Origin of the sequence: Fibrobacter sp. (assembly GCF_045112255.1) — a bacterium.
In the GTDB taxonomy this organism is placed as follows: Bacteria; Fibrobacterota; Fibrobacteria; order Fibrobacterales; family Fibrobacteraceae; genus Fibrobacter.
Window position 1 is genome coordinate 13,894 of record NZ_JBGUHR010000071.1, and the last position, 22,777, is coordinate 36,670.

Annotated in this window: 23 protein-coding genes; 18 read left to right on the forward strand and 5 right to left on the reverse strand. The window is 50.3% G+C overall.

The window, feature by feature from the left end; translation table 11 throughout:
- Window positions 1-14 precede the first annotated feature (14 nt).
- The 7 genes from ACJMM9_RS10215 (at window position 15) to ACJMM9_RS10245 (ending at window position 13,396) form a co-directional block, all read left to right on the forward strand.
- Window positions 15-542, forward strand: coding sequence for a hypothetical protein (locus ACJMM9_RS10215; protein WP_405326381.1), 528 nt, complete (start codon window positions 15-17; stop codon window positions 540-542).
- Entirely contained in the window at window positions 542-1,672 is a 1,131-nt protein-coding gene (locus ACJMM9_RS10220; RefSeq protein ID WP_405326384.1) for a glycosyltransferase, read from the forward strand. Before ACJMM9_RS10215 ends, ACJMM9_RS10220 begins: the two co-directional genes overlap by 1 nt.
- An 8-nt stretch (window positions 1,673-1,680) precedes the next feature.
- Window positions 1,681-2,010: a hypothetical protein gene (locus ACJMM9_RS10225; protein WP_405326387.1), complete on the forward strand. Its 330-nt coding sequence runs from the start codon at window positions 1,681-1,683 to the stop codon at window positions 2,008-2,010.
- A gap of 75 nt (window positions 2,011-2,085) precedes the next feature.
- A complete protein-coding gene (locus tag ACJMM9_RS10230; protein ID WP_405326390.1) occupies window positions 2,086-5,820 on the forward strand; it encodes a hypothetical protein in 3,735 nt (1,244 codons plus the stop codon).
- Window positions 5,807-7,732 (forward strand): hypothetical protein, encoded by a 1,926-nt coding sequence (locus ACJMM9_RS10235; protein WP_405326393.1) that lies wholly within the window; start codon window positions 5,807-5,809, stop codon window positions 7,730-7,732. The genes ACJMM9_RS10230 and ACJMM9_RS10235 overlap by 14 nt, the downstream gene beginning before the upstream one ends.
- A 76-nt stretch (window positions 7,733-7,808) precedes the next feature.
- Complete coding sequence (locus ACJMM9_RS10240) at window positions 7,809-12,362, forward strand: hypothetical protein (protein ID WP_405326395.1); 4,554 nt, start codon at window positions 7,809-7,811, stop codon at window positions 12,360-12,362.
- An 8-nt stretch (window positions 12,363-12,370) separates the two neighbouring features.
- The gene (locus ACJMM9_RS10245; protein ID WP_405326398.1) at window positions 12,371-13,396 is read left to right on the forward strand and encodes a hypothetical protein; all 1,026 of its coding nucleotides are present in this window, start codon (window positions 12,371-12,373) and stop codon (window positions 13,394-13,396) included.
- Here ACJMM9_RS10245 and ACJMM9_RS10250 read toward each other — a convergent pair.
- Genes ACJMM9_RS10250 through ACJMM9_RS10260 form a run of 3 tightly spaced genes read right to left on the reverse strand, consistent with a single transcriptional unit; the run spans window position 13,388 to window position 15,161 of the window.
- Window positions 13,388-13,624: a hypothetical protein gene (locus tag ACJMM9_RS10250; RefSeq protein WP_405326401.1), complete on the reverse strand. Its 237-nt coding sequence runs from the start codon at window positions 13,622-13,624 to the stop codon at window positions 13,388-13,390. The genes ACJMM9_RS10245 and ACJMM9_RS10250 overlap by 9 nt on opposite strands.
- Window positions 13,621-14,286, reverse strand: a complete 666-nt coding sequence (locus ACJMM9_RS10255; protein WP_405326404.1) for a hypothetical protein — start codon at window positions 14,284-14,286, stop codon at window positions 13,621-13,623. The genes ACJMM9_RS10250 and ACJMM9_RS10255 overlap by 4 nt, the downstream gene beginning before the upstream one ends.
- Entirely contained in the window at window positions 14,286-15,161 is an 876-nt protein-coding gene (locus ACJMM9_RS10260; protein ID WP_405326407.1) for a hypothetical protein, read from the reverse strand. Before ACJMM9_RS10260 ends, ACJMM9_RS10255 begins: the two co-directional genes overlap by 1 nt.
- Before the next feature lie 90 nt (window positions 15,162-15,251).
- Here ACJMM9_RS10260 and ACJMM9_RS10265 point away from each other — a divergent pair, with 90 nt between their 5' ends.
- The 3 genes from ACJMM9_RS10265 to ACJMM9_RS10275 are packed head-to-tail and all read left to right on the forward strand — an operon-like array spanning window position 15,252 to window position 16,826.
- Window positions 15,252-15,524 carry a hypothetical protein gene (locus tag ACJMM9_RS10265; protein ID WP_405326409.1) on the forward strand — a complete coding sequence of 91 codons (273 nt, stop codon included), beginning with the start codon at window positions 15,252-15,254 and terminating at the stop codon, window positions 15,522-15,524.
- Entirely contained in the window at window positions 15,517-16,350 is an 834-nt protein-coding gene (locus ACJMM9_RS10270; RefSeq protein WP_405326412.1) for a hypothetical protein, read from the forward strand. The genes ACJMM9_RS10265 and ACJMM9_RS10270 overlap by 8 nt, the downstream gene beginning before the upstream one ends.
- 2 nt (window positions 16,351-16,352) lie before the next feature.
- A complete protein-coding gene (locus ACJMM9_RS10275) occupies window positions 16,353-16,826 on the forward strand; it encodes a hypothetical protein (RefSeq protein ID WP_405326415.1) in 474 nt (157 codons plus the stop codon).
- A gap of 69 nt (window positions 16,827-16,895) precedes the next feature.
- Here ACJMM9_RS10275 and ACJMM9_RS10280 read toward each other — a convergent pair whose 3' ends face one another.
- Window positions 16,896-17,333: a hypothetical protein gene (locus ACJMM9_RS10280; RefSeq protein ID WP_405326418.1), complete on the reverse strand. Its 438-nt coding sequence runs from the start codon at window positions 17,331-17,333 to the stop codon at window positions 16,896-16,898.
- 266 nt (window positions 17,334-17,599) lie between these two features.
- Here ACJMM9_RS10280 and ACJMM9_RS10285 point away from each other — a divergent pair, with 266 nt between their 5' ends.
- From ACJMM9_RS10285 to ACJMM9_RS10320, 8 genes are read left to right on the forward strand one after another with little or no spacing between them, the layout of a single operon-like run.
- Window positions 17,600-18,442 (forward strand): hypothetical protein, encoded by an 843-nt coding sequence (locus tag ACJMM9_RS10285; RefSeq protein ID WP_405326421.1) that lies wholly within the window; start codon window positions 17,600-17,602, stop codon window positions 18,440-18,442.
- Window positions 18,435-18,734: a hypothetical protein gene (locus ACJMM9_RS10290; RefSeq protein WP_405326424.1), complete on the forward strand. Its 300-nt coding sequence runs from the start codon at window positions 18,435-18,437 to the stop codon at window positions 18,732-18,734. The genes ACJMM9_RS10285 and ACJMM9_RS10290 overlap by 8 nt, the downstream gene beginning before the upstream one ends.
- Window positions 18,715-19,155 (forward strand): hypothetical protein, encoded by a 441-nt coding sequence (locus ACJMM9_RS10295; protein ID WP_405326427.1) that lies wholly within the window; start codon window positions 18,715-18,717, stop codon window positions 19,153-19,155. Before ACJMM9_RS10290 ends, ACJMM9_RS10295 begins: the two co-directional genes overlap by 20 nt.
- Window positions 19,156-19,157: 2 nt before the next feature.
- Window positions 19,158-20,129, forward strand: a complete 972-nt coding sequence (locus ACJMM9_RS10300; RefSeq protein ID WP_405326430.1) for a hypothetical protein — start codon at window positions 19,158-19,160, stop codon at window positions 20,127-20,129.
- A 17-nt stretch (window positions 20,130-20,146) separates the two neighbouring features.
- Window positions 20,147-20,494, forward strand: coding sequence for a hypothetical protein (locus ACJMM9_RS10305; protein ID WP_405326433.1), 348 nt, complete (start codon window positions 20,147-20,149; stop codon window positions 20,492-20,494).
- The gene (locus tag ACJMM9_RS10310) at window positions 20,487-21,041 is read left to right on the forward strand and encodes a hypothetical protein (RefSeq protein WP_405326435.1); all 555 of its coding nucleotides are present in this window, start codon (window positions 20,487-20,489) and stop codon (window positions 21,039-21,041) included. Before ACJMM9_RS10305 ends, ACJMM9_RS10310 begins: the two co-directional genes overlap by 8 nt.
- Window positions 21,042-21,091: 50 nt before the next feature.
- Window positions 21,092-21,292, forward strand: a complete 201-nt coding sequence (locus ACJMM9_RS10315) for a hypothetical protein (protein ID WP_405326438.1) — start codon at window positions 21,092-21,094, stop codon at window positions 21,290-21,292.
- Between the two features lie 58 nt (window positions 21,293-21,350).
- Window positions 21,351-22,469 carry a hypothetical protein gene (locus ACJMM9_RS10320; RefSeq protein WP_405326439.1) on the forward strand — a complete coding sequence of 373 codons (1,119 nt, stop codon included), beginning with the start codon at window positions 21,351-21,353 and terminating at the stop codon, window positions 22,467-22,469.
- 120 nt (window positions 22,470-22,589) lie between these two features.
- Here ACJMM9_RS10320 and ACJMM9_RS10325 read toward each other — a convergent pair.
- A partial coding sequence (locus ACJMM9_RS10325; protein ID WP_405326442.1) for a hypothetical protein occupies window positions 22,590-22,777 on the reverse strand: 188 nt, incomplete at its 5' end.

Here is a 22,777-nt window from a genome sequence, read left to right on the forward strand (position 1 = left end):
AAAGGAATCAAACGATGAAACTTTCACGTCGTAAGGTTATCGATCTCGGCTTTGTCCTTATTCAAGCCGAAAAACTGTTCAAGACTCCGATGGTGGGCAAGTTCTGCTATGCCGTCATGAAGAACCGCGAAATGGCCAAGGAAGAGTACAAGCTCTCCATCGAGGCTAACCCGTATCCGCCGCAGTGGGAAGAATACGAGAACAAGCGTATTGCCATCCTCAACGAAGTTGGCGAATCCGTGGTGTCAGGCTTCAGCAAGCTTCCTAATCAAGAACGCGACCGTATCTTGAACTCCCAGGATCCGAACGTCATGCCAGTCGACAAGCGCGAGCTCTTAATATCTCGCATCAACGAACTCCGTGACCAGAACAAGGAACTCTTGGATGAAGTGACTGCCATTGACCAGCGCCGTGAGGAATTCCTTGACGAGGAAGACGACTTTATCATCAAGACCGTCAAGCTCTCCGAAATCCCGGAAATTGTCAATGGCAACGGCATCCAGATCATGGCCGCCCTTGATCCGATGATCATCGAGGACTAATGGCTACACTCAGCGGTTGTCTGGTTGTCCGTAATGGAAAGAAAAGCGTCGTGAGGTGTCTCGACGCTTTACTTCCGCTTGTGAACGAGTATGTAATTATCGATACTGGTTCAAAGGACGGTACGCTGGAACTTATCAAGGGTTGGGCATCAAGACATCCGAACTCTCGCATCGTTCTTGTCAACGTTGGGAGCAAGTTCCACGATGACGACGGCATATTCGACTTCGGCGCGGCGAAGAACTACGCCATATCGAGTGCGACATGTGATTACGTCATGTGGATCGACGTCAACGACGAGATACTGAAGCCTCGCGAGGTTCGCTTGGCCTTTGACAAGATAACCCGCAAGATGCCGCATGCTTGCATCACGATGCTTACCGAAGTCGATCCTTCGTTCGCGTTCCCTCGCGTCCGTATCGCTCCGAGGACTACGGCCAAGTTCATTGGCTCTATCCATGAGTATATGGTCAACGAGGATCCGCAGAATACTATCGTGACGACTCGCTTCCGCATCCGCAATGTCAAGACTTGCCGTGACATCGCTCGAAACGTCAAGAGCCTCATGAAGGAATGGCGCAAGGAGCACACGCAGCGTATTGCCTTCTACCTCGGCAACTCCGCTCGCGACATGAACGACTTCTTCACCGCGCTGGACTGGTACATCATCACCGTGGACGAGTTCCCTACTTTTACAAACGAGGAAAGGGCGAAGGCCATGGAGGCGATCTGCGACATAGCGCTACGAGAGAACTTGCTCGATCTCCTTGACGAGCGCTCGATGATGTTCATTAACGAGCTCCCAGACCGTCCAGAAGGTTATTACTACCGTGCTAAATACCAGTACGCTAGGAAGAACTATCCGAAGGTGGTCAAGGCGCTTGAACAAGTGATGAAGCTGAATACGCGAGTCCGTCCGACCCACATGTGGATCAACGCCGAAATCTACGACCGTCACCAGCAGCTGGAAATGTTGAAGGAAGCCCAGTTGAAGGCCGAGTACAGCAACATGTCACCGATAGCCCCTTGCATAGAGGATGCGTCGGTCGTGATGCCTAACGGTCAGTACGTGGGCCGCATGAACAGTGCGTTCGGCGACTTCGGTATTCCGGCATATCAATATACAAACTAGGAGTATATATGGCTACTACAAGGGAATTGCTCAACGCCATCATGTTTTCTGGCATGCTGGATATGCTACCGCCAGTCCAGATTGACAATTACTTGCGCAACGTGGCGAAGAACGTGCCGAAGTACGTGTACAAGTTCGACAAGGTTGTCGGCACTCCACCGACTGCGGCAAACACGCGCATTGTCGCTACCGAACGGTACGAGCTTGAGAAGGTAGGCAAGTACACCGTACTCCACTGTATCGAAAGCCAGATGAGGGCGATTGCCCATCTGCCTAAATGCAAGGCGGAGCCGATGCTGATGTATGCGATTGACGAGTACGAGAAAGAGCACAAATAATTGAAATCCGGCGAACAGCCGGATTTTTCATTCCCTAAGAACTGATAAACTAGAAGCAAACTGTTTTGGACGCTTATGAATAACCTACACGAATTGACAAAGCAGCTCGACGTGTTGACGTGGAACTCCAGAAGTGTATTGAATGCGCTGATCCGTTCGGCCATGTCCGCTGGTTCCAGCAAGGGATTTACGGTCACACGCGCTGGCGATAGGCTGGTTCTCGACAAGGACGATATCTACCGTATCTACCATTTCTACGAAGCGTGGGAAGCCGCTGGGTTCCCTAACGACCCAACTACGTTTAACGAACTGCTTGCTGAAGAAAATGCGTGTTATGGTGACGGCGAACCCGTCACGGAAGCGCTTGTTAAGCATGCCAAGACGGTATGGATGGACTCTACGAATAAGGACAGCTCTAAAGAGGACTGGCTGTCTCGCATCTACAACGTGGAGAATCCGAAATGGTTTACTAACACTGCGCCTATTCCGCTGAACATCCGTACTCCGATCTATGACGAGAACTTGTCTACCAAGACATACGACTCCTACGAGACGTACTTGTTCCCAAGCGGATACTACTCCATCGACACGCTCGGTTATATCGGCGACGGAACGACGCACACGGCTGGCGGCAAGAACTGGACGTTCGACGTTACGGACGTGTTCCGTGTATCGTCCGACCGCGCTCTGTTCGGCATCCAAGACAATGACAAGATTGCCGTTCGTGAAAGCTTGTACAATCCGTACAAGTTGAAGTATGCGTTCGAAGGCGGTACGAATTGCTTTGCGTATGACAAGGATTCGTTCTCTTACGGCTACAATAACCAGACCAACGGCGAACGTAGCGCAATCCTTGGCGGCGGCAGCAACATTACTTGTGTGCCGGGTGCTGCAATTATTGGCGGAACTGATAATGTTATCGCTGGCAATTATTCCGCAATTGCTGGCGGTGTCGGAAACAATATTGGTAGTACGAGCCACGGCTTTACTGCAAACACCTACAACAATATAGGTGGCTATAGCTATCGCTTCTCTCGTAAGATTACTGGAAGTTCGACGGAAACAATGTGCAGCCCGACATATACGCCGGAAGGTTCCAACTGTATTTACACGTTGGCTACGATTGGCAGTGCTGGCTCTCCGCAGAGCACTGTGCTTGGCCTTAACCAGATTTATATCACGGATGAAACCGTAGAACAGTCTGGCATGGCTACTGACGTAATCAGCTATGGCTATGACACGCCGAATACTGGCGTATTCGACTTCAAGGTTAACGACACAGTGCATATCTATGCGTTGACGGTTGAGAATTCCGAGAAGAAGGCTTGCGATGTCGTAAGCGCACATGTCACTAATATCGAAAAGCATACTGATAAGGGCATCGTGGCATTTAGCGACCCGGCGAACGCGATCGGTTATGTTATTACGCTTGATAAGGACTTTACTGTAAATACGTTTACTGATTTGGGTAACGCCACCATCCGATACGGATATATCTGTAGGTCATCTGCTACCGACTATCCGTTGGTGATCTCGAATGGAATGTACCTACGTAGCTTCGAGTTGGATTCTTCCAACTGCGCTGCACTTGGTTACAACAACATTGCCGCTGGCCGTGCCCAAGTCGTTGTCGGTGCTTCCAACAGAGAACTTCTCCGTCCGAACTTCATCGTGGGTTCTGGTTCTTCTTACATCGGTGCCGAAGACTACCACCGCAACAACTCGTTTGTGTGTGGGCCTCATTACACCTACTCTCGCGCTACGCAATATATCGTTAGCGGTGTATCGACCTATACGACGGCGTACATCCATGGCGATGACAGATGGTCTGAGAATCGTATGTACGATGAAGATTTCAATCTCGACCACGTAGAGAAGTACGAAGGCTTCTATGCTTACTGCCAGACCGCGACCAGCGAGGATGAAGGATGTGCAGTATTGCGTGTGTATGACCAGAAGAGCACTCTCGCAATCGGCTGGAACGGTCTCGTATTGTATCAGCCGCTCCTGAAAGCCGCTGACAATCAGTCGCGCACTGTATGGAACGAATTGTACTGCCAAGAAGGTTCGATCGGTATTCATAGCGGTCATAACCTTGACCTTAAATCTGCACAGGACGAAGACAATAACTGGCTCGACTTCTACAACAACTATGTGCGCGTCAGCTCTACGCCGGGTGAAGACCATACGGTTACCGTGTGGGCAAAGGACAAGGCTGGCGTTCATGGCAAAAACTTGATGCTCCATGCCAGCGAACACTCTGGCTACATCGACATCAAGTCGCTGGCGTTGCGTATCCGTTCGAATACTCGTGAAGCCTTGACTGCACAGCCGACAGACCATAACATCGATCCGTTTACGCAGATGGCTAAGCGCGTTGACCTTATAAAGGATACTGGCCACGTTTATACGGACAAGGTGGGTTCTGGTATTGCTATGAACGATATCGATCTTGGCGACGCTATGACCAGTGTGTTCTCTAGTGCGTTCCATGTGTTCTCCTCTAGTAAGCTGCTGTCTTACGACAGCTCGACAAGCAAGGGAACTTACGACGTTGCCCAGCTGTTGCTTCCGGGTAATCTTGCGCCGAGCTGCACTCGTGCCATGCGCGGCACCAAGTATATGCCACACCCGATTGTCATTGCAAACAAGGTTATTGCTACTGACCGTGGAGAAGGCAACAATTCTCGTGAAGCTAACAGCGCATACTTGTACGAAGAGCTTGCATATCGTTCCGATATCAAGGCGGTGACTTCGCAGATTATCGACAACGATGCATCTCCAGCGTATGGCATCTATGTAATAAAGAGCCGTCTTGATCCGAATCCGACAGTGACTGTACCGGGTTCATCTGCCTATGCGCATGTGTCCGATTCGTTCTTGACTTCGCTTGAAGCTACTACGAATAAATATCATACTACGGCCACCACGGTTACACCGAATAGTACAACCCCGTATTCTGGTAAGTTGATTAGACCGACGGCTTTTAGCGGTGCAGTCGATAGACAAACTGTTGTTGGCGATATCTTCGGAACACCAGAAATATTCTTGGACGGCGTCGCACTTAATCCTGGGTTTAATATGACCCAAGTTGAAAACGAAAAAACTATTGGTGTATCGTATCTTGCATTTGCGCCAGCGGGTATCACTGGTGACTCCGTCAGCACGGTTTATACTACTAACTTAACTGCGTCGTATCCAGTACGCTCATTGTACACATCTAAGTTCAGCTCTGGTAGCCCAACGGTTCCGGTGAATGACTTGTGTAATGTGTGGGCAGTATCTGCCAATGGCAATACCGCTAATTGGAAGAAACTGCTGAGAAACTTCCTAGTTACCTATGCAGCTGGTCGCTTGACGATTGAATTTATTATTGTTGGTACGACGCTTGAAAGCGGTAAATTTATGCCGACAAAGTCTGGCGGTGCTGGAAATGGTGCGGTAGTTAACGATAGCGCATCCCAGAATACTTTTAAAGAGAAGTCTCAAGTGCTGACGATTCCGCTCGATGCCACTATTGCGCATTCGCTGAACACCTTGATCAATCCAACAACGCAAGCGTTTGCACAATTACATGGACGTGCATATTATACTGGAAATCAAAATGTATCGGTCACTGGTATGTTTAGTCAACAGATTCAGTCGTTGAGATACGACAGAACATTGCCAGGAAATCTCAATGAGACTCTATATGGCCCATATCTGACAATCAATATGGCTGGATGGACGCCGGGTTCTGGCTCTTGGGATCTTTCTGATAAAGAATTCTATGTCTGCTTGGAAGGAGCTGTACAATATGTCAACTACTAGAGTTAACTTGCTTGACGTCAATCCGCTTGAACGCATTACTGGTGATGTGGCTATATCCCAGTTTAACTACGAGAGCATCATGAATGGTCTCGTACAGTGGGATCAGAGCCATAACGACAACATCACCATTAGGCTGGCAACTCGTACAGATCCTTACTTCGTCGATTACACCATACCGACAAAGTATTTCTACGACAAGAACTACGGCACGATCAATTCTGCCGTTCTTCTTGAGCCGACGGCGTACGCATACAAGAACCGCGTGAAGCTTCCGGTGTCTATTGGAGACCCAGTGACGCTGCGCATCAACGCGGTCGATGTCGGCGATACGAAGTGGCGCTTGTATGAAGAAGCAATCGTGTATGACGAATTCGAGTACGACGAGTACAAAGAAAACGGCGTACTTGTAGAGAACGCATGGCTCGTTAAGTCTAAGGACAATTTCGCTCACACATACGACAAGGCTGGTTTGTATTTCCGTCTATACGACATGACCAACAAGATGTTTGTTACGTATGAAACGGTTGAGCCGATTGCTAGTGGCGAAGCTATAAGTGTCGACTACGGCGGCTATATCTATCGTGGTAGTATTCCGATTGCCAAGCGTGTGTGCGTCCATACGCTGCGTCAAATGCCGGATTCGAATGCGTTCAAGTTCTATTACAAATATATGGCAAGTGATCCAACACAAGGTACGGTATTTTCGAAAGAGCCGAACCGACAAGCCGATGCGTCGAAGTCATTTGACAATCCGTTGAGTGGTTATGCGCAGTACTGCTTCCCGCACAATCTTGACGAGACTTATCACGAAGGCGATATGGTATATTGCCTTGGCGATTTCTATGTCAGTCTGAGCGACACTCCAAGCGTACCGCCAGCAATCATTTCCGTACCCAACATTTCTGAATATCCTGGCTATCATTTGTATCAAGTATACGCGGATGAATGGGCTCGTACCCTTTTGCTTCCGTTCGACAACAATTCGATTACTGGTTCTGGTGTCATCCGCATGACGGCCAACACCGACATTTCTGCGTTCGTACTTCGTAACATTGGAAGGAACGAATCTAGCGAAAAGACCAGTATCTCCGTGATGGGAACGATTGCGATTCCGGGAACCGAGACTGACCAGACGACTGGCGTCAACATCGTTTCGACCAGCAATTACGCAAACTGGCCGGAGTTCACGGCGACCAAGTGGAACGAGGGCGCGTCTTACCAGACGAATTCTAGCTTGTCCGCATTCGACAAGCAAGACTATTCTGCCGTTATGGTGTTCAAGCACTACGGCGATGACGACAATTACCGCTACAAGAACATCATCAACTACGATGGCCCAGACGTCGACCAAGGTCTTTGCATCTTGCTGCCAGTCACCATCAGCGATGAGAACAACGTCACCCACGATCCGGCTGACGGCTGCATGCTGGACTTCATGTTCAACATCTGGCCTAACCACAAGTATGACGGTCGCCCAGTGAACGACTTGATCATCAACAAGTCGCAGATCTACGTGTACAGCGTTCCGGACTATAGCGAATACAAGCTCAAGGGATTCAACGTCAATACGGTTGAACCGATCGCCAAGTTCAGCATGGCTCGCCTGGTGAACTTCTACGTGTTCAACGAGAACGTCGGTGTGCCAGACAGACCGTCTGTATACAAGGCTCGGTTCATCTACTCGAAGAAGGAAAAGCGCTGGAAGACATACGACTACTACCAGCTGCCAGACCACATCTTCCTATCGCCGCACGGCTTCGTCGATCCTAGCGACCCGAAGGCGTACAGCGTCCAGACCGCTGGGTTCCCGCTGTTCCAGAATCCGTTCAGCGATTTCGACTTGTCTGCGGTTCATGTCGACTCGACATACCGAAACCAGATACAGAATCCGGACATAAGTACCGAAGAATAATCCTCAAGACGGCGCGAAAGCGCCGTTTTCGTCTATTGAACTGATAAACTGCGTATAGACTTTTGAACTATGCGACATGGACGAACGAGAATTGCCGACAAACAAGATACATGACTATGTGACATGGCCGACGACTACACAGATTTTTGAAGATGGCCGTGGTGGTCTGGCGTTCCCGGATCAGAATAACAGCAACTGCCGTATCGAAGATGGACATCTGGTGTCTGACGAAGGCAAGCCAGTTTCTGTGACCGTGAAGTCGGATGTATCGTACAACATACAAGATGACGAGCATGATGAACCGTACGAAACTCCGGTATCTGCAAGCCAGATAGCGTTTACGCCGTCGTACTCGGTCGATATTGTTCCAGACCAGATCAACTTCCGTGTTGCAAAGTTTACCCACGAGGACGGTGTCGGCGAACTTACGCTTACCGACGAAATTCCTCAAGGCTTTATTCGTGACGCTGGTGTGCTCAAGGCGAACACTCCGGATACTTTGGAATGTACTACTCTAGTAGCGGCAAGCATTGCGCTAGACCGTAATTACACGGTCGACAAGGTTCTTCCGTATCATACTGGCGATATCAAGATCGGTTCGACCTCCTTGCCGTTCGACTGGGACAACAACGTAACGTTCGACTTCTATGCTGACTTGGCTGTTGACGGCAGCGACGAAGTGTACGTATATCTGTCCCATCAAGACGATGCGTCGACCAATGGCGTCTACTGCTATACCAAGGGCAACGTCCGCAAGGTGGCATTTGCGCCTATTGACGACACGGCTGATGCGGACGCGCTTGCCGCATTGACAGATCCTACGGTTAACGATAACGTCGAATGCGATAACCATTATCGTAAGGCTTACTCTCATCGCGAAGTGTATGACGCTACCCATCAGAAGGTTGGCGAGGTGACTGGCTTTGGCGTAAAGTCCATGGCAATGACTGACTGCGACGGCGGTCTGGTTGACTGGTTCACGTCCAACGGCGAAGTGAATATCGGTAACGGACATAGCAACGTGTTCGTGACTGGATTCGGTCTGGGCGGAATGTATAGTGCCGCGTCAGCCAACGTCACGAAGCAAGAGAAGGTGCCAAGAGACGACTATGACGAAAACGACCGCAAGACGCTTCATCCGTGGCTTGAATGGGCATACGGAACTCGTTATGATGCGCAGACTTCTACCAACGTAGCAGCGCTTCCGCGTGACTGGCCGTTTACCTACATGACATCCGATAGGCCGATTTTCAACCGTCTTACTGACACGAGCAACATCACGTTCGTAAAGAGCTGTGAAGAAGGCGTCGGTAATCTTGAACGCGACGTGGAAACCGAGGAAATCGATCCGGAAACACACGCGCCGATTACCGAGCATGTGTTCAACAACCGTCACCACATCGTACTTTATCCAGACTACAGAAAGATTACGAACAAGCAGGGCTATCAGAATGGCTCCGTTGTCGTAAAGCCGTTGTTCCTACATCTTCCGGCCACGTTGGATACGAAGGACGGCGAGACGATCGACATCACGATGTCGATTCAGAACGTCGATCCAGAAGCGTTCGGTGACGGACAGTCCCCAGAGGCCGCATTGAGTGGCTATTACGCCGCGATGGCGCAGCCGCGTGTCTATGTCATGGGCGGTGTTCAGTATTTCAGCAACAAGAAGCTGCTGATCGACACAATTGCCTCGATTACGGTCGCAGAAGGCGAAGAACCTAAATATACGTTCACGTCGTCCAATACGGCGTACAAGAACGATGGCAAGACACCGCTTGACCTAGACACACATGTCCGTGCGAATATCGTCGCGATGAATGGAAACTCCACTGGTGAACGCCGTACGTTCCCTATGTATGGCGTTGTCATATCGAATGACGACACTGGTTGCGAGATTGAATTTACTGGCGAGTTCCCTTATCCAGACTTTGTACCGTATGATCGCAAGAGTTCTATGGGTCGACGCAAGACGTTCCATATCTGCGGCATGGCCTATCTCGTAAGTGGCGACAATCCGTCGGAGACTCCGATGGGATTGGTGGGCCGTGAGTTTGAATTGCACCGCAACGAAGGCGACGTCGCCGGAGATGCTGGCGCTGGTTCAGCTGGCGACTTGGACGCATACAACAAGTTCTATGCGATTGATTCCGACAACGAGCACATGGTCAACATGCCGAAGGTGGACAAGCGCTACGTGCTTGCTACGGTCTACCAGACGGCGACCAGTACTTTCCCTTGGGCACTGTCCAACCGTAGGAAACTTGCGACGATATCGCAGAGCTGGACTGACGAATTCGACCGTGACCGCGACGGACACAAGTCGCTGCTGCATCTTATCTATGATGAGAACCGCAGTCTATACAACACCGTGTATCCGTCATTATTAGCCGCTGATGAAAAGCATCGTGGTAAGCCTGTCTATGCGACCCGATACTTGATGTCACTATTGAGCACGGCATCTTGGGTATCGATTGCATCGTTCATGCGTATCGCGTTAGCGGAACACTTCGATGATTCTCCGATGACAATCGACAATGGAAACCCGGTGCGCGTTGCCAATCAGCTTGTCGACATGTTGGCCAATGACTTCAAGTCGCTTCGTATGCTTGCTTATAAAGGCAACAAGAAACCGCGTACGAAGATCAGTAGCATATCTATCAATGCTGGCACTACATGGCCGGAGCCGAATGACGTGCTGTCGGCTGATATCGAGAATCCGATCCAGTCATCGACTGACTGGAACAATGTTCCCCAATGGAGCAAGGACATGGTCAATTCCGCGTGGTGCAGCAAGCTTCGCAACTTGCCGGAATATATCACCAAGCCAGAAATTACTATTGTACCATGCATCTTCTCGGACACTGACGAAAATCACTGGTTCTCTTATATCAGTGACGAAAACTATCCGTACCAGTGTGACGGTTTGGAACCATCTAGCGCCGCGACGGAAACGTTGCCGTACACACCGGATTCTAAATGTCATAGGTATTCCAGCAACTCTGTTGTTAACTTGCTGAATGGATTGGTGTACAACAACTCGGCAGCCCAGCATAACATGATGAACGATGTTCGTCGTTATGCGGAAACCGTAAGCGCTATCCGTATAAATGAAGAAGATTACATGACGTTGTCGAATATCGGTGGTACTTCGACGTACGAATACGACACGATGGATGACTCTGATCCGTCGCAGACGATACATGTTCGCACGGAAGCTCCGAGCCATACCGATACGGAATGGATGAACCCGTTCACGAACATCCAGTCGATTGATACGGTGCCGTATCCAGAAATCACGATGGAAACTCTGGCGGACTTACCAGAAAATCAGCGCGTATTTGCGTCTGCTGATGTGGCCCAGATGTATCGATATGAATACGATGATGCGGACGATGACGTTACATCGGTATCTTCTGTCATGCCGACTGAAACTGAGTTGGCGAAGTGCTTGGAAAGTTATGTCACCGCTTATGCCGCGAAACTTGACTTGCACCAGTATCAAGGCTCTCGTGTATTGCTGAAGGACGGAAAGTTCCAAGAAGCTAACGACCCGATCTATGTACGTACGATTTCTCGCGTCAAGAAGCGCATGGAGACTAGTCGAGTCGAGAGCGACATCGTCGCGCATTATGTGAACGACTGCTTCGGCAATACGACTGCGGATTCTCGTGATCCGAACGTCGACCACGCCGATGTGAATGCCGTGTCTATCGGCATGTCCTCGCCACCGTACGTGACTCCGTCGAACTACAAGAATCAGACCTATACTAGGGTGTACATGCAGTTTACCTTCTCTCAGAAGGCTGGCCGCTGGTACACTACGGAATACCGCCAGTATCCGACGAACTACTTGAGTCCGCTTTATGGAGCTGATGCCTTGGGTGCAACACTTCCGTCATTGTGGACAGCGTCTGGAACGATTACCGTAAAGTACGACACGATGTCGCACAAGTTTATCCATAACGAAGTAGAAAGGAATATCTGGAGAAACCCGCTGTGCGACGATGCATTCGGTTCGTACCGCAGCAACATGTATCTTCCGTACAGTTTCGTTCCTCCGATGGACATTACGCTTGGATGCGTTCCGTACCTCACTACTGGCGGTGTGTATGATTATGAGAACAAAGGCAGAATTCGCCCAGAGTATCAAACCGCTGACGACAGCGCAGACCTTCGTCCGTTGAGCCGTCTCGAACGTCCGTACTTGCCGATAGAGCAAGGCGGTATCGGTCTGTATCCGCCAGCGAATGTGAACGGCGGTCACTCTATGGAAACCAATGCTGGCATACACGCGAACTTCTGGTCTGTGCGTAAGTACATCCGCCCAGCCGTCAGTGTGCTGGCTGGAACCGATGTCCCTGGACATGACGAGTATCCAGAATCCGGAGACCCAGTGCCATCGAGAAAGGGCGGTGTCATTTCTGACGCTACTCTGTACCGCATGTTCGACTTCCCGACTGCTGGCGTGATCGATTATAGGCTTCCGAGTACGACCGATCCGGATGACGATATGGCAAAGACTTACTTGCTGTACCATGAAGGCAACGGCGATGGAATTATCCGTGCTAATGCAGACGCTCTAGGCTATGGCGTTAGCGAAAGTGAACAAGATATTGATAGGAACTAGGAGTTGATATGGCTCAACCAAACTTGATACCAAAAAGAATTTCGGCGTTGCCGAAAATGATTGACGACGAAGTCACCGCTGAACTTATCGACCAGACTAAGTCGGCTGATTGGGCGATGGCTATCGACTCGCTTCGTAGGAGTAATTCTGAAGACCGTCCAGAAGGCAGTGGCCTAGTCGAAGGTACTGATGAAGGTTCGTTCTACGTACCGATGAACCGTCTCGCGTTACGTGACTTGAACGGTCTTATTCCAGCTTCTATGTTGCCGACCCATATCGACGACATGATTTTTGGTACGCTGGCGGTAGATTCGACCAACGGAAAGGCGTCCTTCACGGAAACCGCGCCAAGCGGCTCTACCAACATTCACGTATATGTTTCGCCGACGGCGAAGCGTACTACTGGCGAATTGGAACCACCAGAAAACACGGTGTTCTGTGATACCACGACTAACTTGCAGTACCGTTATATCAAATCGCAAGAGAATACGATAAATGATACGGTCAAATATGGCTTCACCGAAGTTCCCGGCTCACGCGCATTGACGACAACGTATGGTATTGAAATTACGCCAGACCAGAATAATGCGTCGGTGACTATCAACGCGAAGAAGGCGGATTACTATACGTCGTATGGAGCATCGACTGCCGAAACTGTCAACTCTACGGCAAGTAATATTCCGTTGGATTCTGTGTCGGTTGAGAACTCTGTCATCACAGCGACTATCGCCTCGAATCGTTTGACGAAACTTACAAATTTGACTGGCGGCGCTCGCTATGCGATGAACTTGCAACTTGAATGCACACCAGTTGCATTGAGCGCGAACGTCATCGACGTGTCGGTGACTTGCGGTACTGTACCAGTAATGAAGCAGCAGATGGATATGTCTGGGCCGACAGGTACGGCGACCGTGTTGAACTATTTCTGTGAGTTCAAGAATGGCGACAGCAATACGGAACTTACGGTCAAGATTGCCGCTGAAGAAGCGATAACGGTGAAGACTACCAGGTTCACGGTATTCGAGCTACTGTAGCAGAAACTTCACAGCAGCTGCCAAGAATATGCCGAGTATGCAAATGCTCGGCATTCCTATTACTAGGCTCCAGAACACTCGGCGTATATTCCATTTCTTTTCTTCGTTGTTGTAGAGGCCGACATGCCCCATGGCGATATGGAACTCTACGATGGCGAACATGTAGATCAGCTCCAGTATGTTCACATACGGAGTTCCGGTGGAATTTGAATCGATCTCTCTAATCATGTACTAGAAATTACTTCTTCTGTGGGTTCTTCGGAACCTTCTCCGTTCTCTCCCACGACTTCTCCGTCCTCGTCGACTTCGACCTTGTCGATCCAGAGGATGACATTTTCTTCGCCGTTCTCCGGAATCTTCATCGAGGAGACTGGCTTGAATCCGATCTCGCCAAGTATCTGCGAAGTTGTCTGGTCGCTCTCGGTCGTTGCAGCAAACAGCGGAGTGCCCAGCTTGTTGAGCTGCGCGACAAGTTCTTGCTCGACCGGACTGTGAAGGTACTCGTCGGCGATTGCGATGAATTCGAGCTGTACACGACCGTCAAGGTTCTGTGCGCTCTGGAGAGAATACTGGTCAAGCGGAATGTAGCCCAAATAGGATTCCGAAGTCGGGTCGATGATGGAGGCGACTGCGACCGGAATGTTCTCGTCGGTGATGTAGACGATTGTCACCGCGTTCATCAGACGGTCAACCGTGTCTGGCGCGGCGGTTTCGGTGCTGTTGTCGCGAGGCTCGATGTCGAGCTTTCCGTCAACGAGGTCGGCGAGCTGGAACAAGACTTCCTCGGTGATGTCGCTTGGGTTCTTTGCGAACGCCTCGAACTGGTCTGGGTTAAGACCGTCGGCAAAATCCTTCTTGAATGTGTCAAGATCGTCTTCGATGAAGTTCATTAGTTCAGCTCCTTTAGGAATTCTTCGCCCTCGACCTTGAGCGCGTTGTGGAAGTTCTGGCGGAGTCCACGAGCGAACGCAGTCGCTGCGTCTGCTTGAGCCATTTCTTGCGTATGGCGTTCCGGATCGAGCGTGTTGTTGTTCACCTTGATGGTTCCGTCCTTGAGCATCTGGTAGATGTCCTTGGCTTCTTGTGTAGCCGGGGCCTTCGCGATGGATATGCCTTCGCTGGCATCGGACTTCTCGCTGATTGCCTTGGTCTGCTCGGTAATCTTGTTCGTAATTGCTTGGACGAGGTTCGGGATGATCTGGTTGCCGTCGTTGACTTCTGTAGGGTTGATGCCGTATTCTTGAGCCACGTAGTCGATGGTGGCTTCGTGCGGCGTAAGGTCTACGCTAGGCGTACCAGCGCATCCTACGAGGCTTGGGGCTACGGCCAGCGCGGCTGTAGCGGCAGCCTTTCCAGCCTTGTGCATCATGTCGCCTACGAGACCTTCCATGAGGGCTTCGTCGTTGAGGGCATCCGTGCCGACCTTCAGCGCGTCATTCAGACTGGTTTCTACGCCGACCTTGCCGACTACTCGGTACATGTCGTCGGTTCCAGTAGGGCTGGCCTCGATGACGACCGTCTGGCGGTCAGCGAGCGTGAGCTTGACCTTGCCGTTCTCGCAATCGAACACGTAGCAAGTGTCAGAAACTTGTGTTCCGTTGCACTCGGTTCCGCTGTCGTTGACGAATTTGGCAGCGCCTTCTTTGGCGAGATCCGGGTCGTTCTTGAGCTCGCATGCGAGGTACAAGCGCTTCAGCGCCTCGATCTTGGAAGCGTTATCCATTGACTTCGCCGAGTCAAGCAGTCTGAAAAAATCGTAATTCATGGCAAAATCCTATCCTTATGTACGCAGTTTATCAACAAGTTGCCAAGAAAACTGATAAATACTATATTAACGACTAAAACGATTTACATTATGGCTAAAAGACAAACATTAGCGGATTTCAGTGACGAAATCGTGTCCGTTCCGGATTTTGCTCCGGGGCCTTACGGCATGGACTTGGTAATCCGTGGTGACATGGACGACCGTGAATGGCGTCGCTGGAACGCACTTACACAAACAAGCGAAATGAAGAAGATGATGGGGGCCCACCGCCGCGAGAACGGCTACAAGGGATTGAGGGCCGCCGTTTTGAAGTATTTACGCGAAAACAACATCAAACTAAAGGATGACATCGAAGATGCTTAACATCAAATCCGCATTTCAGCTGGTCAGCGACAGCGACCTTGCATATCTGTTCCGTCTCTGCGTCGACTCGAAGTTCGTCGAGACGAACACGCTTTACCGTTCGGCTGCGTCGAAGACCGACTTCGTCCCAGACATGGACTCTACCGTCATCAACGCATACGCAAGCCATCCGAATGAACGCTACCGCGTTCAAGTTCTCGGCGGCCTCGTGAACTGGCTTAGCCACTTCGCCTTCATCAAGACACTTTTCGACAACGGCATGCCGCTCGAAAAGGTTCTCAAGCTGGCTGAATGGACTCGCTATCACTACTTGACCGTTGAAAAGGAAGACGGCTGGTCTCTCGAAATCACTCGCCAGATGGTGTTCTCCGTCAAGATGGACTTCGCCAAGTATAAGATCGATTCGACCGCATTTGCTGAATGCTGGCGTTCCAATACGCTCGACATGGTGCATGCGGTGATCGCACACGAACTCGGCCACATCTGCCTCGGCCACTGCGATATGGAAGGCTACGACGACACTCTCATGTCGTCCAACCGCAACATCGAGCGTCAGGCAGACCTCTTCTCGTTCTCCGTTCTCCAGTGCGGTTCTGGCGTAGCTGCCAAGGCCGTAGGCGCTGCGATGATCCAGGTGGGCTTCGTATGCTTCGGAATGGACTACGACGGCGACGAAACTCATCCGAGCAACCATGAACGCATCGAGAACGCTATCCAGAGCTTCAAGGGCATTATCTCCGCCAAGGACGTGAACTTGATCCGCAAGATGGTCGTCGCCATGGCCAAGGTGAAGGCTCCGAAGAAGCCGAAGACCAAGAAGAGGTAGTCATGAAGATTATCGTATCAGTAGGCGTCCAGTTCATGATGAAGGATCGTGAAATGGACATGCCGAAAATGCTTCCGAGGACGACCCATAGCTACGCAATGGATGTCAGCGTGTCGCCGGAGCTGCAGCCGTACATCGAGGAATACTCGAAGTCGGTCAACGACTCCACGTACGACCCTCAGTACGAAATCAGCAAGGTGCTTCTCGACATCATCACGCCTCGCGTGAAGAAGGCGTATCCTGAGCACTGGCGCAAGGAGAAGAACGACGTAGGCGAGACCATCCAGTTCAAGCCCTCGAAGGAGACGATCCTTGAAACCGCTATCCGAATGGAAGTCGACGACAAGATCGACGAGCTTCTTGACGAGCACAAGGACGGAGTGCTGAAGTCCCTCGAACTCAAGATGCCGACGGATACGGACGAGGTCTATCTGGCCAATACGTTCGTGACCAACCTCGGCTGGAAACTCGCGTAAGGTTTTCCGTTAATGCAAGAAAGGCGACCGCAAGGCCGCCTTTCTCTTTTTCTCTCTCGTTAAATCAAATTAGACGATGCCGAGGTTGTACACGGTATTGACCTTCTGGCCGTGCATGTACTTCACCTTCTCGCCCTTCTTGGGATGGATGAAGGCGTTGATGACGGCTGCGCGGATGTGAAGGTGCTTGTGCTTTCCGTTCTCGGTCTGCGGGTCGACGATTTCGCGACCGTAGCAGTCGATGTACGTGGAGAGCACCTTGCCGTTGCGACCGATCACGCGACCGAAGTTGCTGATCTTGTAGGTCGGATGAGCCTTGACGGCCTTCCACTCTTCGCCGATTTCCTTTCGTAACACCTTGTCGATGATGGATTCCGGCTTTGCGAGAACCTTCGACATGCGGCGAAGTTTCTTCGCGTAGTCGGGGCACCCAGGGACGGCATTGTAGTCTTCTGCGAGAAGTTCGATGCCAGTAATGATCTTGTTGGTAAGTTGAACGAGTTCCATGTTGTTTTTCCTTGTTATGGGTTTAGTTTTCAGTTCGTCCATTCGGTGATGAATTTCTGCTTCTATGTCCAGTCCATGATACTGACACTGTTCTGCTAGTGTATTTACGCCGCTTAACAGAGCTGATTCCAGATATGCGCTATCGCTCTTGACTAATATGGCATGGATAAAATCTTTGATTTTGTCAACAAGTTCCATAAATTTGACATTGTAACGTATTTGATGTAATTTTAGCAATAAACAATTTGAATTGCAAACTGGCCATTATGCATGAATTTTTCAAGAAAATCGACGTTTTTAGCAACATATCATTTGACGAAGAGTGGCACAGCTATAAGTTGAATGGCAAGAGAACGGTGTCTGTTACAAAAGTGACCGGGGCCGTAAAGGAACCGTTCGACGCGGTCAAGAAGTCCAAGGAATGTGTCGAGCGCATGCGGCGCGAGGCCGAGGAGGCTGGGCAGCCTATTCCGACAATCACGCCGGAGGAACTGCAAGACCAATGGGCTCGTACGAACTTAATAGCTCGCGCAAAGGGCTCCGCCGTACACAAGTACATCGAAATGACCATTGCGAACAAGGTGCAGCGTTATCCGAAGGATATCGTTGATGCGGAGTTCGCAAAGGATCTCGAAAAGAATCCGAAGATGACTTTCGATACCGACCCGGTGCTTCCTTTGTACAAGAAGATCACACCGATGGTAGACCAGTTCCTCGCCGACATCCGTGGCAAGATGTATCCGGTTCGTTCCGAACTCGTCATCGGTAGCCCACGCTACAACGTGTGCGGAATGATCGACCAGATCTTCTACAACAACAAGTCCCAAGCATTTGAAATCTGGGACTGGAAGACCAATACGAAATTCGACACTACGTCAAAGTTCCATCTTGAGGATCCGTGCAGTCATCTGGAGGCATGCAAGCTAGTCGAGTACTCTCTGCAGCTCCACTGCTACAAGCGTATCTTCGAGGAAGAGACCGGGATCGAAATCAAGAACTGCTATCTCTGCTGGTTCAGCGAGGCACAGCCGACGTACAAAGTAATGAAGTGCGTGGACGTGTCCAAGGAAGCGCAGACACTTTTGGAAAGGGCCGTGGAAAATGCCTAACGAAATCGACGCTATTATCAAGTCGTTCACTCCGGAACAACAGAAGCTGTATGACAGCATGATGGCCGACGAGAAGAAACTTCTCGCCGACTGGATTGGCAGCCGCAACATGTACAACGAGGCGATGAAGGTCATCAACGACAAGGAGATCGGCCCTCGCGTAAGGTTGTACTTGAAGGGCATTTCGTCCTACTGGTCTGGCCGAAAGAAACTCATGGAGACCTTGCTGATTTCCATGGGCAAGGAAGAACTATTGAACAAGTGGATCGCAGATGTCCAGAAGTCGAAGTGAACCGCCGAAACTGTTTGATGCGACTGTATTCATTATCGGAAAGAAGCTTCCTTCTGGAAACATCTATCCGCAGTCGCTTGCGGACAAGATAATTCTCGATGTCGCTACTGGCGAGAAGAAGTACACCATCGAGGAAGTGGCCCCGGCTGACCGTGACCGTAACGGAATCAAACCTTACGAGTCGTGGAAGCAGAGAGCCATGGCGGTGTGCGTCGATGCGCACATGGACGGATGCAAGCTTATCATGACGTTCCAGATTTACAAGACGAAGTATGGCAAGAACCTCGATCTCATGCTGCAGAACAATCCTCCGGGAAGCATCGAGTTCTACCCAGTCGGAACTGGAGTCACTGACAAGGACGGAGTCGTGACGAAGTACAATCTCGCCTATGTCACGATGGATATCAAACCTAGAGGTTAACGATGATTCGCGCTATTGTTGCACTTAATGCTGACGGATATGTTATACGGAAGAGCCTTATCGATCTTCCGGCAGACCTTATGGAATGTGAGGACATGCAGTGGCTCCTCAGTGATTCTCTTATCATGGCGACGATGGACGTTGTCAAGAAATACTTGCCGGAGCATATCGCCATGGTGAGCCGCAAGAGCCTTCTCGCTGAACATCCGAAGGCGCTCGCGACAATGGCAGCAAACATCGAGAACCAAGGCGTAGGCAATATTTCCGTGCTCGCAAACGAAGCAATCCTCGACGAGATGGACGCCATCGGAATGTCCTACGAACTGGCCGTTATCTATCCAGAAGGAACTCAAGTACCGACGTCGCTGTTTACTGGAAAGAAACTGATTGACTCTCGGCACTTCGACCGATATGAAATGGATCGATACCAGCAGTCCGTTACTGAAGCCACCGATACGCAGATTGCCGACTACATCAACGGCATGGAGACGTATTTCAACATGGTCGACAACATGGACAAGCGAGACCAAGATGCCGTGGACAAGATTGTCAAGGGCGTCAGGATGCTTAACCGTGCGCTGCAGAAGGAATCTACCGACAGCAATTTTATGGGCGGGTCTGATGACTCTATCAGCGGTGTCGACGAAATCGACACGGATGACGAGTTTGATCGTGTGTGGGACACCATGAAGATGATGGGCGAACAGATTAGCGAGACTACCGACCTTGTTCTTGCCACGCAAGACACGCTGGGCGAAGTAATGCAGTTTGTCAAGAACAATCCGGTTCCTAGAAGCCTTGTCACTCGCATCAACATGATTAACGGCGAAGTCGACGGCCTTCGGCATCAGTTCGGCGAACACATTGCAGAATCGATCGCTGAGAAGAAACCTCGTCGCGATCCGCTTATTTGGGTCATTCTGGGCATTTCGATACTAGCGTTGGTCGGAACACTGATAAACTTGTGTCTATAGACTCAAGTGGTAGTGACATGACCGAAAACCAAAAGAATTTCTGCAAGGGCGTGGCCAAGCTTTGCGAAGCTGCCGAGTCGCCGGAACTATTCAAACCCATCATCAAGCTCTGGGCCCTCTACGAGGATGCACAGACCGCGCAGACTGACGAGAACGGTCAGCTGGTTCCCGGTAACGTTGGCAACATGTCCTCTGGCGAAGCCGAGAAGGTTGCCGCCGAAGTCACCAAGTACGCACAAGCGAAGAAGACCGAAGAACAGGCCGCCGAAGAAGCCAAGAACGCCGAAGACACCGTCGCAGTCGAAGTGAACAACGCGACTACCGACGACGAAAACAAAGCAGCTGCTGGCGAAGTCAATGGATAAGTTCGAGACATTCCTTGAGGCAGTCAAGGACGCCGATCCGGCGTTTGAGCAAGTAGGGCATCTGTATTCGCAGTTGCGTCACGGAGACTTGTACAAGCCTCTTGTAATGCCGAATTCCGTACGTTCAGTCACCGTCGATCCGAGAAGCGGACTTTCGAACAAGATAGTCACACCGGGTATTGACGGCATGGGCGCACCGACAAGCCAGCCTACGAGCAACTGTACGTCGAGCAACGGCAGCACGAAGAGCAACACGCTCACCGAGCCTATGCCGAAGACGGACGAGAAGGCGTTGAAGCCGCAGCAGATCAAGACCGAGCCCAGTCAGCAGATTAAGGACTTGATGAAGAACTCTCCGGCCAATCTCGTCAATCCTATCGAACTCACGAAGACCTATTCCGAACAAGTTCCAGTATGCGGTTACAGCGTCAAGACTGGATCCACTGGTCTGACCGGAAGCTACCAGCCGGGATGCGACGCTGGATATAGCGCTGGAGGCGGTGGCGGAGGCGGCGGTGCCGCAGCGTCCGGAGGCGGAAACGGATAAATTTTTAACAAATGCCTAGACAACTAGGCATTTTTTATTATATTTGGCCCATGATTAAAAGAAAATTCAAAGTAAATCGTAAAGAACCAGCAAAGCGCATCGATCAGATGAATAAGGCCGAACTCACAAAACTCCGCGACTACGCGACTTTCATGTCGAACGCCGCTGGGTATGCGGACGACGGCGGCCAGCAAAATTGGTGGATATCCGTCGAGAACGAATGCGACTCGCTTATCAAGAGCCTTCCGTAAGGAAGGCTTTTTTGATGCCCAACTGATAAACTATGGTCAAATCAGTTGTCAGGTAATTATGACAGTTTTTGAATATCTCACAAAAAACCTCAACATGTCGGAGGCACAGTGCGAAGCCATTATGCAGCTCGCCGACGTGTGCGGAATGAAGCCTATGTTTGAAGCTGGTCTCGGCGCTCTGCAGCGACTCAAGCAGAACCGAGAAGCGCTTGCCGCAAAGAAGGCTGAAGAAGCTGCGCAAGCCACCGCTGCTGCGGAAGATCCGGACAAACTAGACTTGAGCAATGTAAGCGCCGACTTCGATAAGGAAGATGTGATGAGGAAGTCGACCGATGACAGCGCTGATGATGATAATGATGACGATTCGTTGTATGATTCCGATGAACGAGTGGACTTGCGTGATTTGTTTAATAGTTATGCTGACTGGGCTAACAACAGACGTCAGCACGGTACGACTGGCGTGTTCAATACCGGATGGCAAAACGGTGACGAAGGCGACGAGGGCTTTAACAGCGACCAAGGCGACGTCACTCGCGAGGAGAAGAAGCGGTCAGAAACTAAGGAAGACGTCAATGACAATAAGTTTGCCGAAAGCAATATCATGCAATTCGTGATTTCTCTTGGCCAGCTTGCATCTTTGAAAAAGCCGGATACCATCAAGCTTGCGACAGCTTGTGCTGAACAAGTTGATGCCAATAACAATGCTGGTGGCGTAGGCGGTCGCTCCGATGCTGGTACTGAAATCGGCGAAGTCGTATCTGAATTTGGCGGCATTCAAACTACACAGTTTGATAGTTTGTGCGAACAGCTTCGTTCACTTATTGAGCGAATTTATTCGACACCGAACTTGGCAAAGCGTACAAAGCTTTCGAATCTCATTGAAGACTACGTAATCGAAAACGCTACATCGCCGTTTGCATCTGTACTTGCCAATGCTAGGCGTGATCCTATGGAAACGTCTAGCGTAAAGAATGATGCTGCGTCGTTGTCTGACGCCGAAAACAAGGCTGCTTGGGATAGAATCGTTAAGTCGTATCAAGAAGACAACTCTAACGCGCCGTTCCCAAATCTGCCGGATAACCCAAATCGTGGCATGTCTTACAACGACATCATGAAAACGCGCAAGAAGATGTGGATCAACCAAGCTTTAAAGGATAAAATGACCACGACGGCATAAAAAATAGGGTTTTTTGTAAATTTTTGTTAATATTTGATAAAAATCGCAAAAAACCCTTGACGATCGAAAAAATAATTGCTAAACTTGAATGCAAAGAGGTTAAAAACCATGCAAATGATGCTACATAACATTAAACTCGTTGAACGCAATAGTCAGTTGGCACCAAAGGCCGACCGCCTCTTTGCAGCATATACGGGTTGCGGTTATAGGCAAAAGTTGCACCGATGATTTCCTTTGAAGGTTGATGTTTGATGGGAACCCGGTTGCAACAAAAGCAACTGGGTTTTTTAATTCACCAACAATTTGGG

Excerpts from the sequence above, each read along its gene's own strand:
- ACJMM9_RS10215 (WP_405326381.1), top strand. The coding sequence starts at position 15 with ATGAAACTTTCACGTCGTAAGGTTATCGATCTCGGCTTTGTCCTTATT.
- ACJMM9_RS10220 (WP_405326384.1), top strand. The coding sequence starts at position 542 with ATGGCTACACTCAGCGGTTGTCTGGTTGTCCGTAATGGAAAGAAAAGC.
- ACJMM9_RS10225 (WP_405326387.1), top strand. The coding sequence starts at position 1,681 with ATGGCTACTACAAGGGAATTGCTCAACGCCATCATGTTTTCTGGCATG.
- ACJMM9_RS10230 (WP_405326390.1), top strand. The coding sequence starts at position 2,086 with ATGAATAACCTACACGAATTGACAAAGCAGCTCGACGTGTTGACGTGG.
- ACJMM9_RS10235 (WP_405326393.1), top strand. The coding sequence starts at position 5,807 with ATGTCAACTACTAGAGTTAACTTGCTTGACGTCAATCCGCTTGAACGC.
- ACJMM9_RS10240 (WP_405326395.1), top strand. The coding sequence starts at position 7,809 with ATGGACGAACGAGAATTGCCGACAAACAAGATACATGACTATGTGACA.
- ACJMM9_RS10245 (WP_405326398.1), top strand. The coding sequence starts at position 12,371 with ATGGCTCAACCAAACTTGATACCAAAAAGAATTTCGGCGTTGCCGAAA.
- ACJMM9_RS10250 (WP_405326401.1), bottom strand. The coding sequence starts at position 13,624 with ATGATTAGAGAGATCGATTCAAATTCCACCGGAACTCCGTATGTGAAC.
- ACJMM9_RS10255 (WP_405326404.1), bottom strand. The coding sequence starts at position 14,286 with ATGAACTTCATCGAAGACGATCTTGACACATTCAAGAAGGATTTTGCC.
- ACJMM9_RS10260 (WP_405326407.1), bottom strand. The coding sequence starts at position 15,161 with ATGAATTACGATTTTTTCAGACTGCTTGACTCGGCGAAGTCAATGGAT.
- ACJMM9_RS10265 (WP_405326409.1), top strand. The coding sequence starts at position 15,252 with ATGGCTAAAAGACAAACATTAGCGGATTTCAGTGACGAAATCGTGTCC.
- ACJMM9_RS10270 (WP_405326412.1), top strand. The coding sequence starts at position 15,517 with ATGCTTAACATCAAATCCGCATTTCAGCTGGTCAGCGACAGCGACCTT.
- ACJMM9_RS10275 (WP_405326415.1), top strand. The coding sequence starts at position 16,353 with ATGAAGATTATCGTATCAGTAGGCGTCCAGTTCATGATGAAGGATCGT.
- ACJMM9_RS10280 (WP_405326418.1), bottom strand. The coding sequence starts at position 17,333 with ATGGAACTCGTTCAACTTACCAACAAGATCATTACTGGCATCGAACTT.
- ACJMM9_RS10285 (WP_405326421.1), top strand. The coding sequence starts at position 17,600 with ATGCATGAATTTTTCAAGAAAATCGACGTTTTTAGCAACATATCATTT.
- ACJMM9_RS10290 (WP_405326424.1), top strand. The coding sequence starts at position 18,435 with ATGCCTAACGAAATCGACGCTATTATCAAGTCGTTCACTCCGGAACAA.
- ACJMM9_RS10295 (WP_405326427.1), top strand. The coding sequence starts at position 18,715 with ATGTCCAGAAGTCGAAGTGAACCGCCGAAACTGTTTGATGCGACTGTA.
- ACJMM9_RS10300 (WP_405326430.1), top strand. The coding sequence starts at position 19,158 with ATGATTCGCGCTATTGTTGCACTTAATGCTGACGGATATGTTATACGG.
- ACJMM9_RS10305 (WP_405326433.1), top strand. The coding sequence starts at position 20,147 with ATGACCGAAAACCAAAAGAATTTCTGCAAGGGCGTGGCCAAGCTTTGC.
- ACJMM9_RS10310 (WP_405326435.1), top strand. The coding sequence starts at position 20,487 with ATGGATAAGTTCGAGACATTCCTTGAGGCAGTCAAGGACGCCGATCCG.
- ACJMM9_RS10315 (WP_405326438.1), top strand. The coding sequence starts at position 21,092 with ATGATTAAAAGAAAATTCAAAGTAAATCGTAAAGAACCAGCAAAGCGC.
- ACJMM9_RS10320 (WP_405326439.1), top strand. The coding sequence starts at position 21,351 with ATGACAGTTTTTGAATATCTCACAAAAAACCTCAACATGTCGGAGGCA.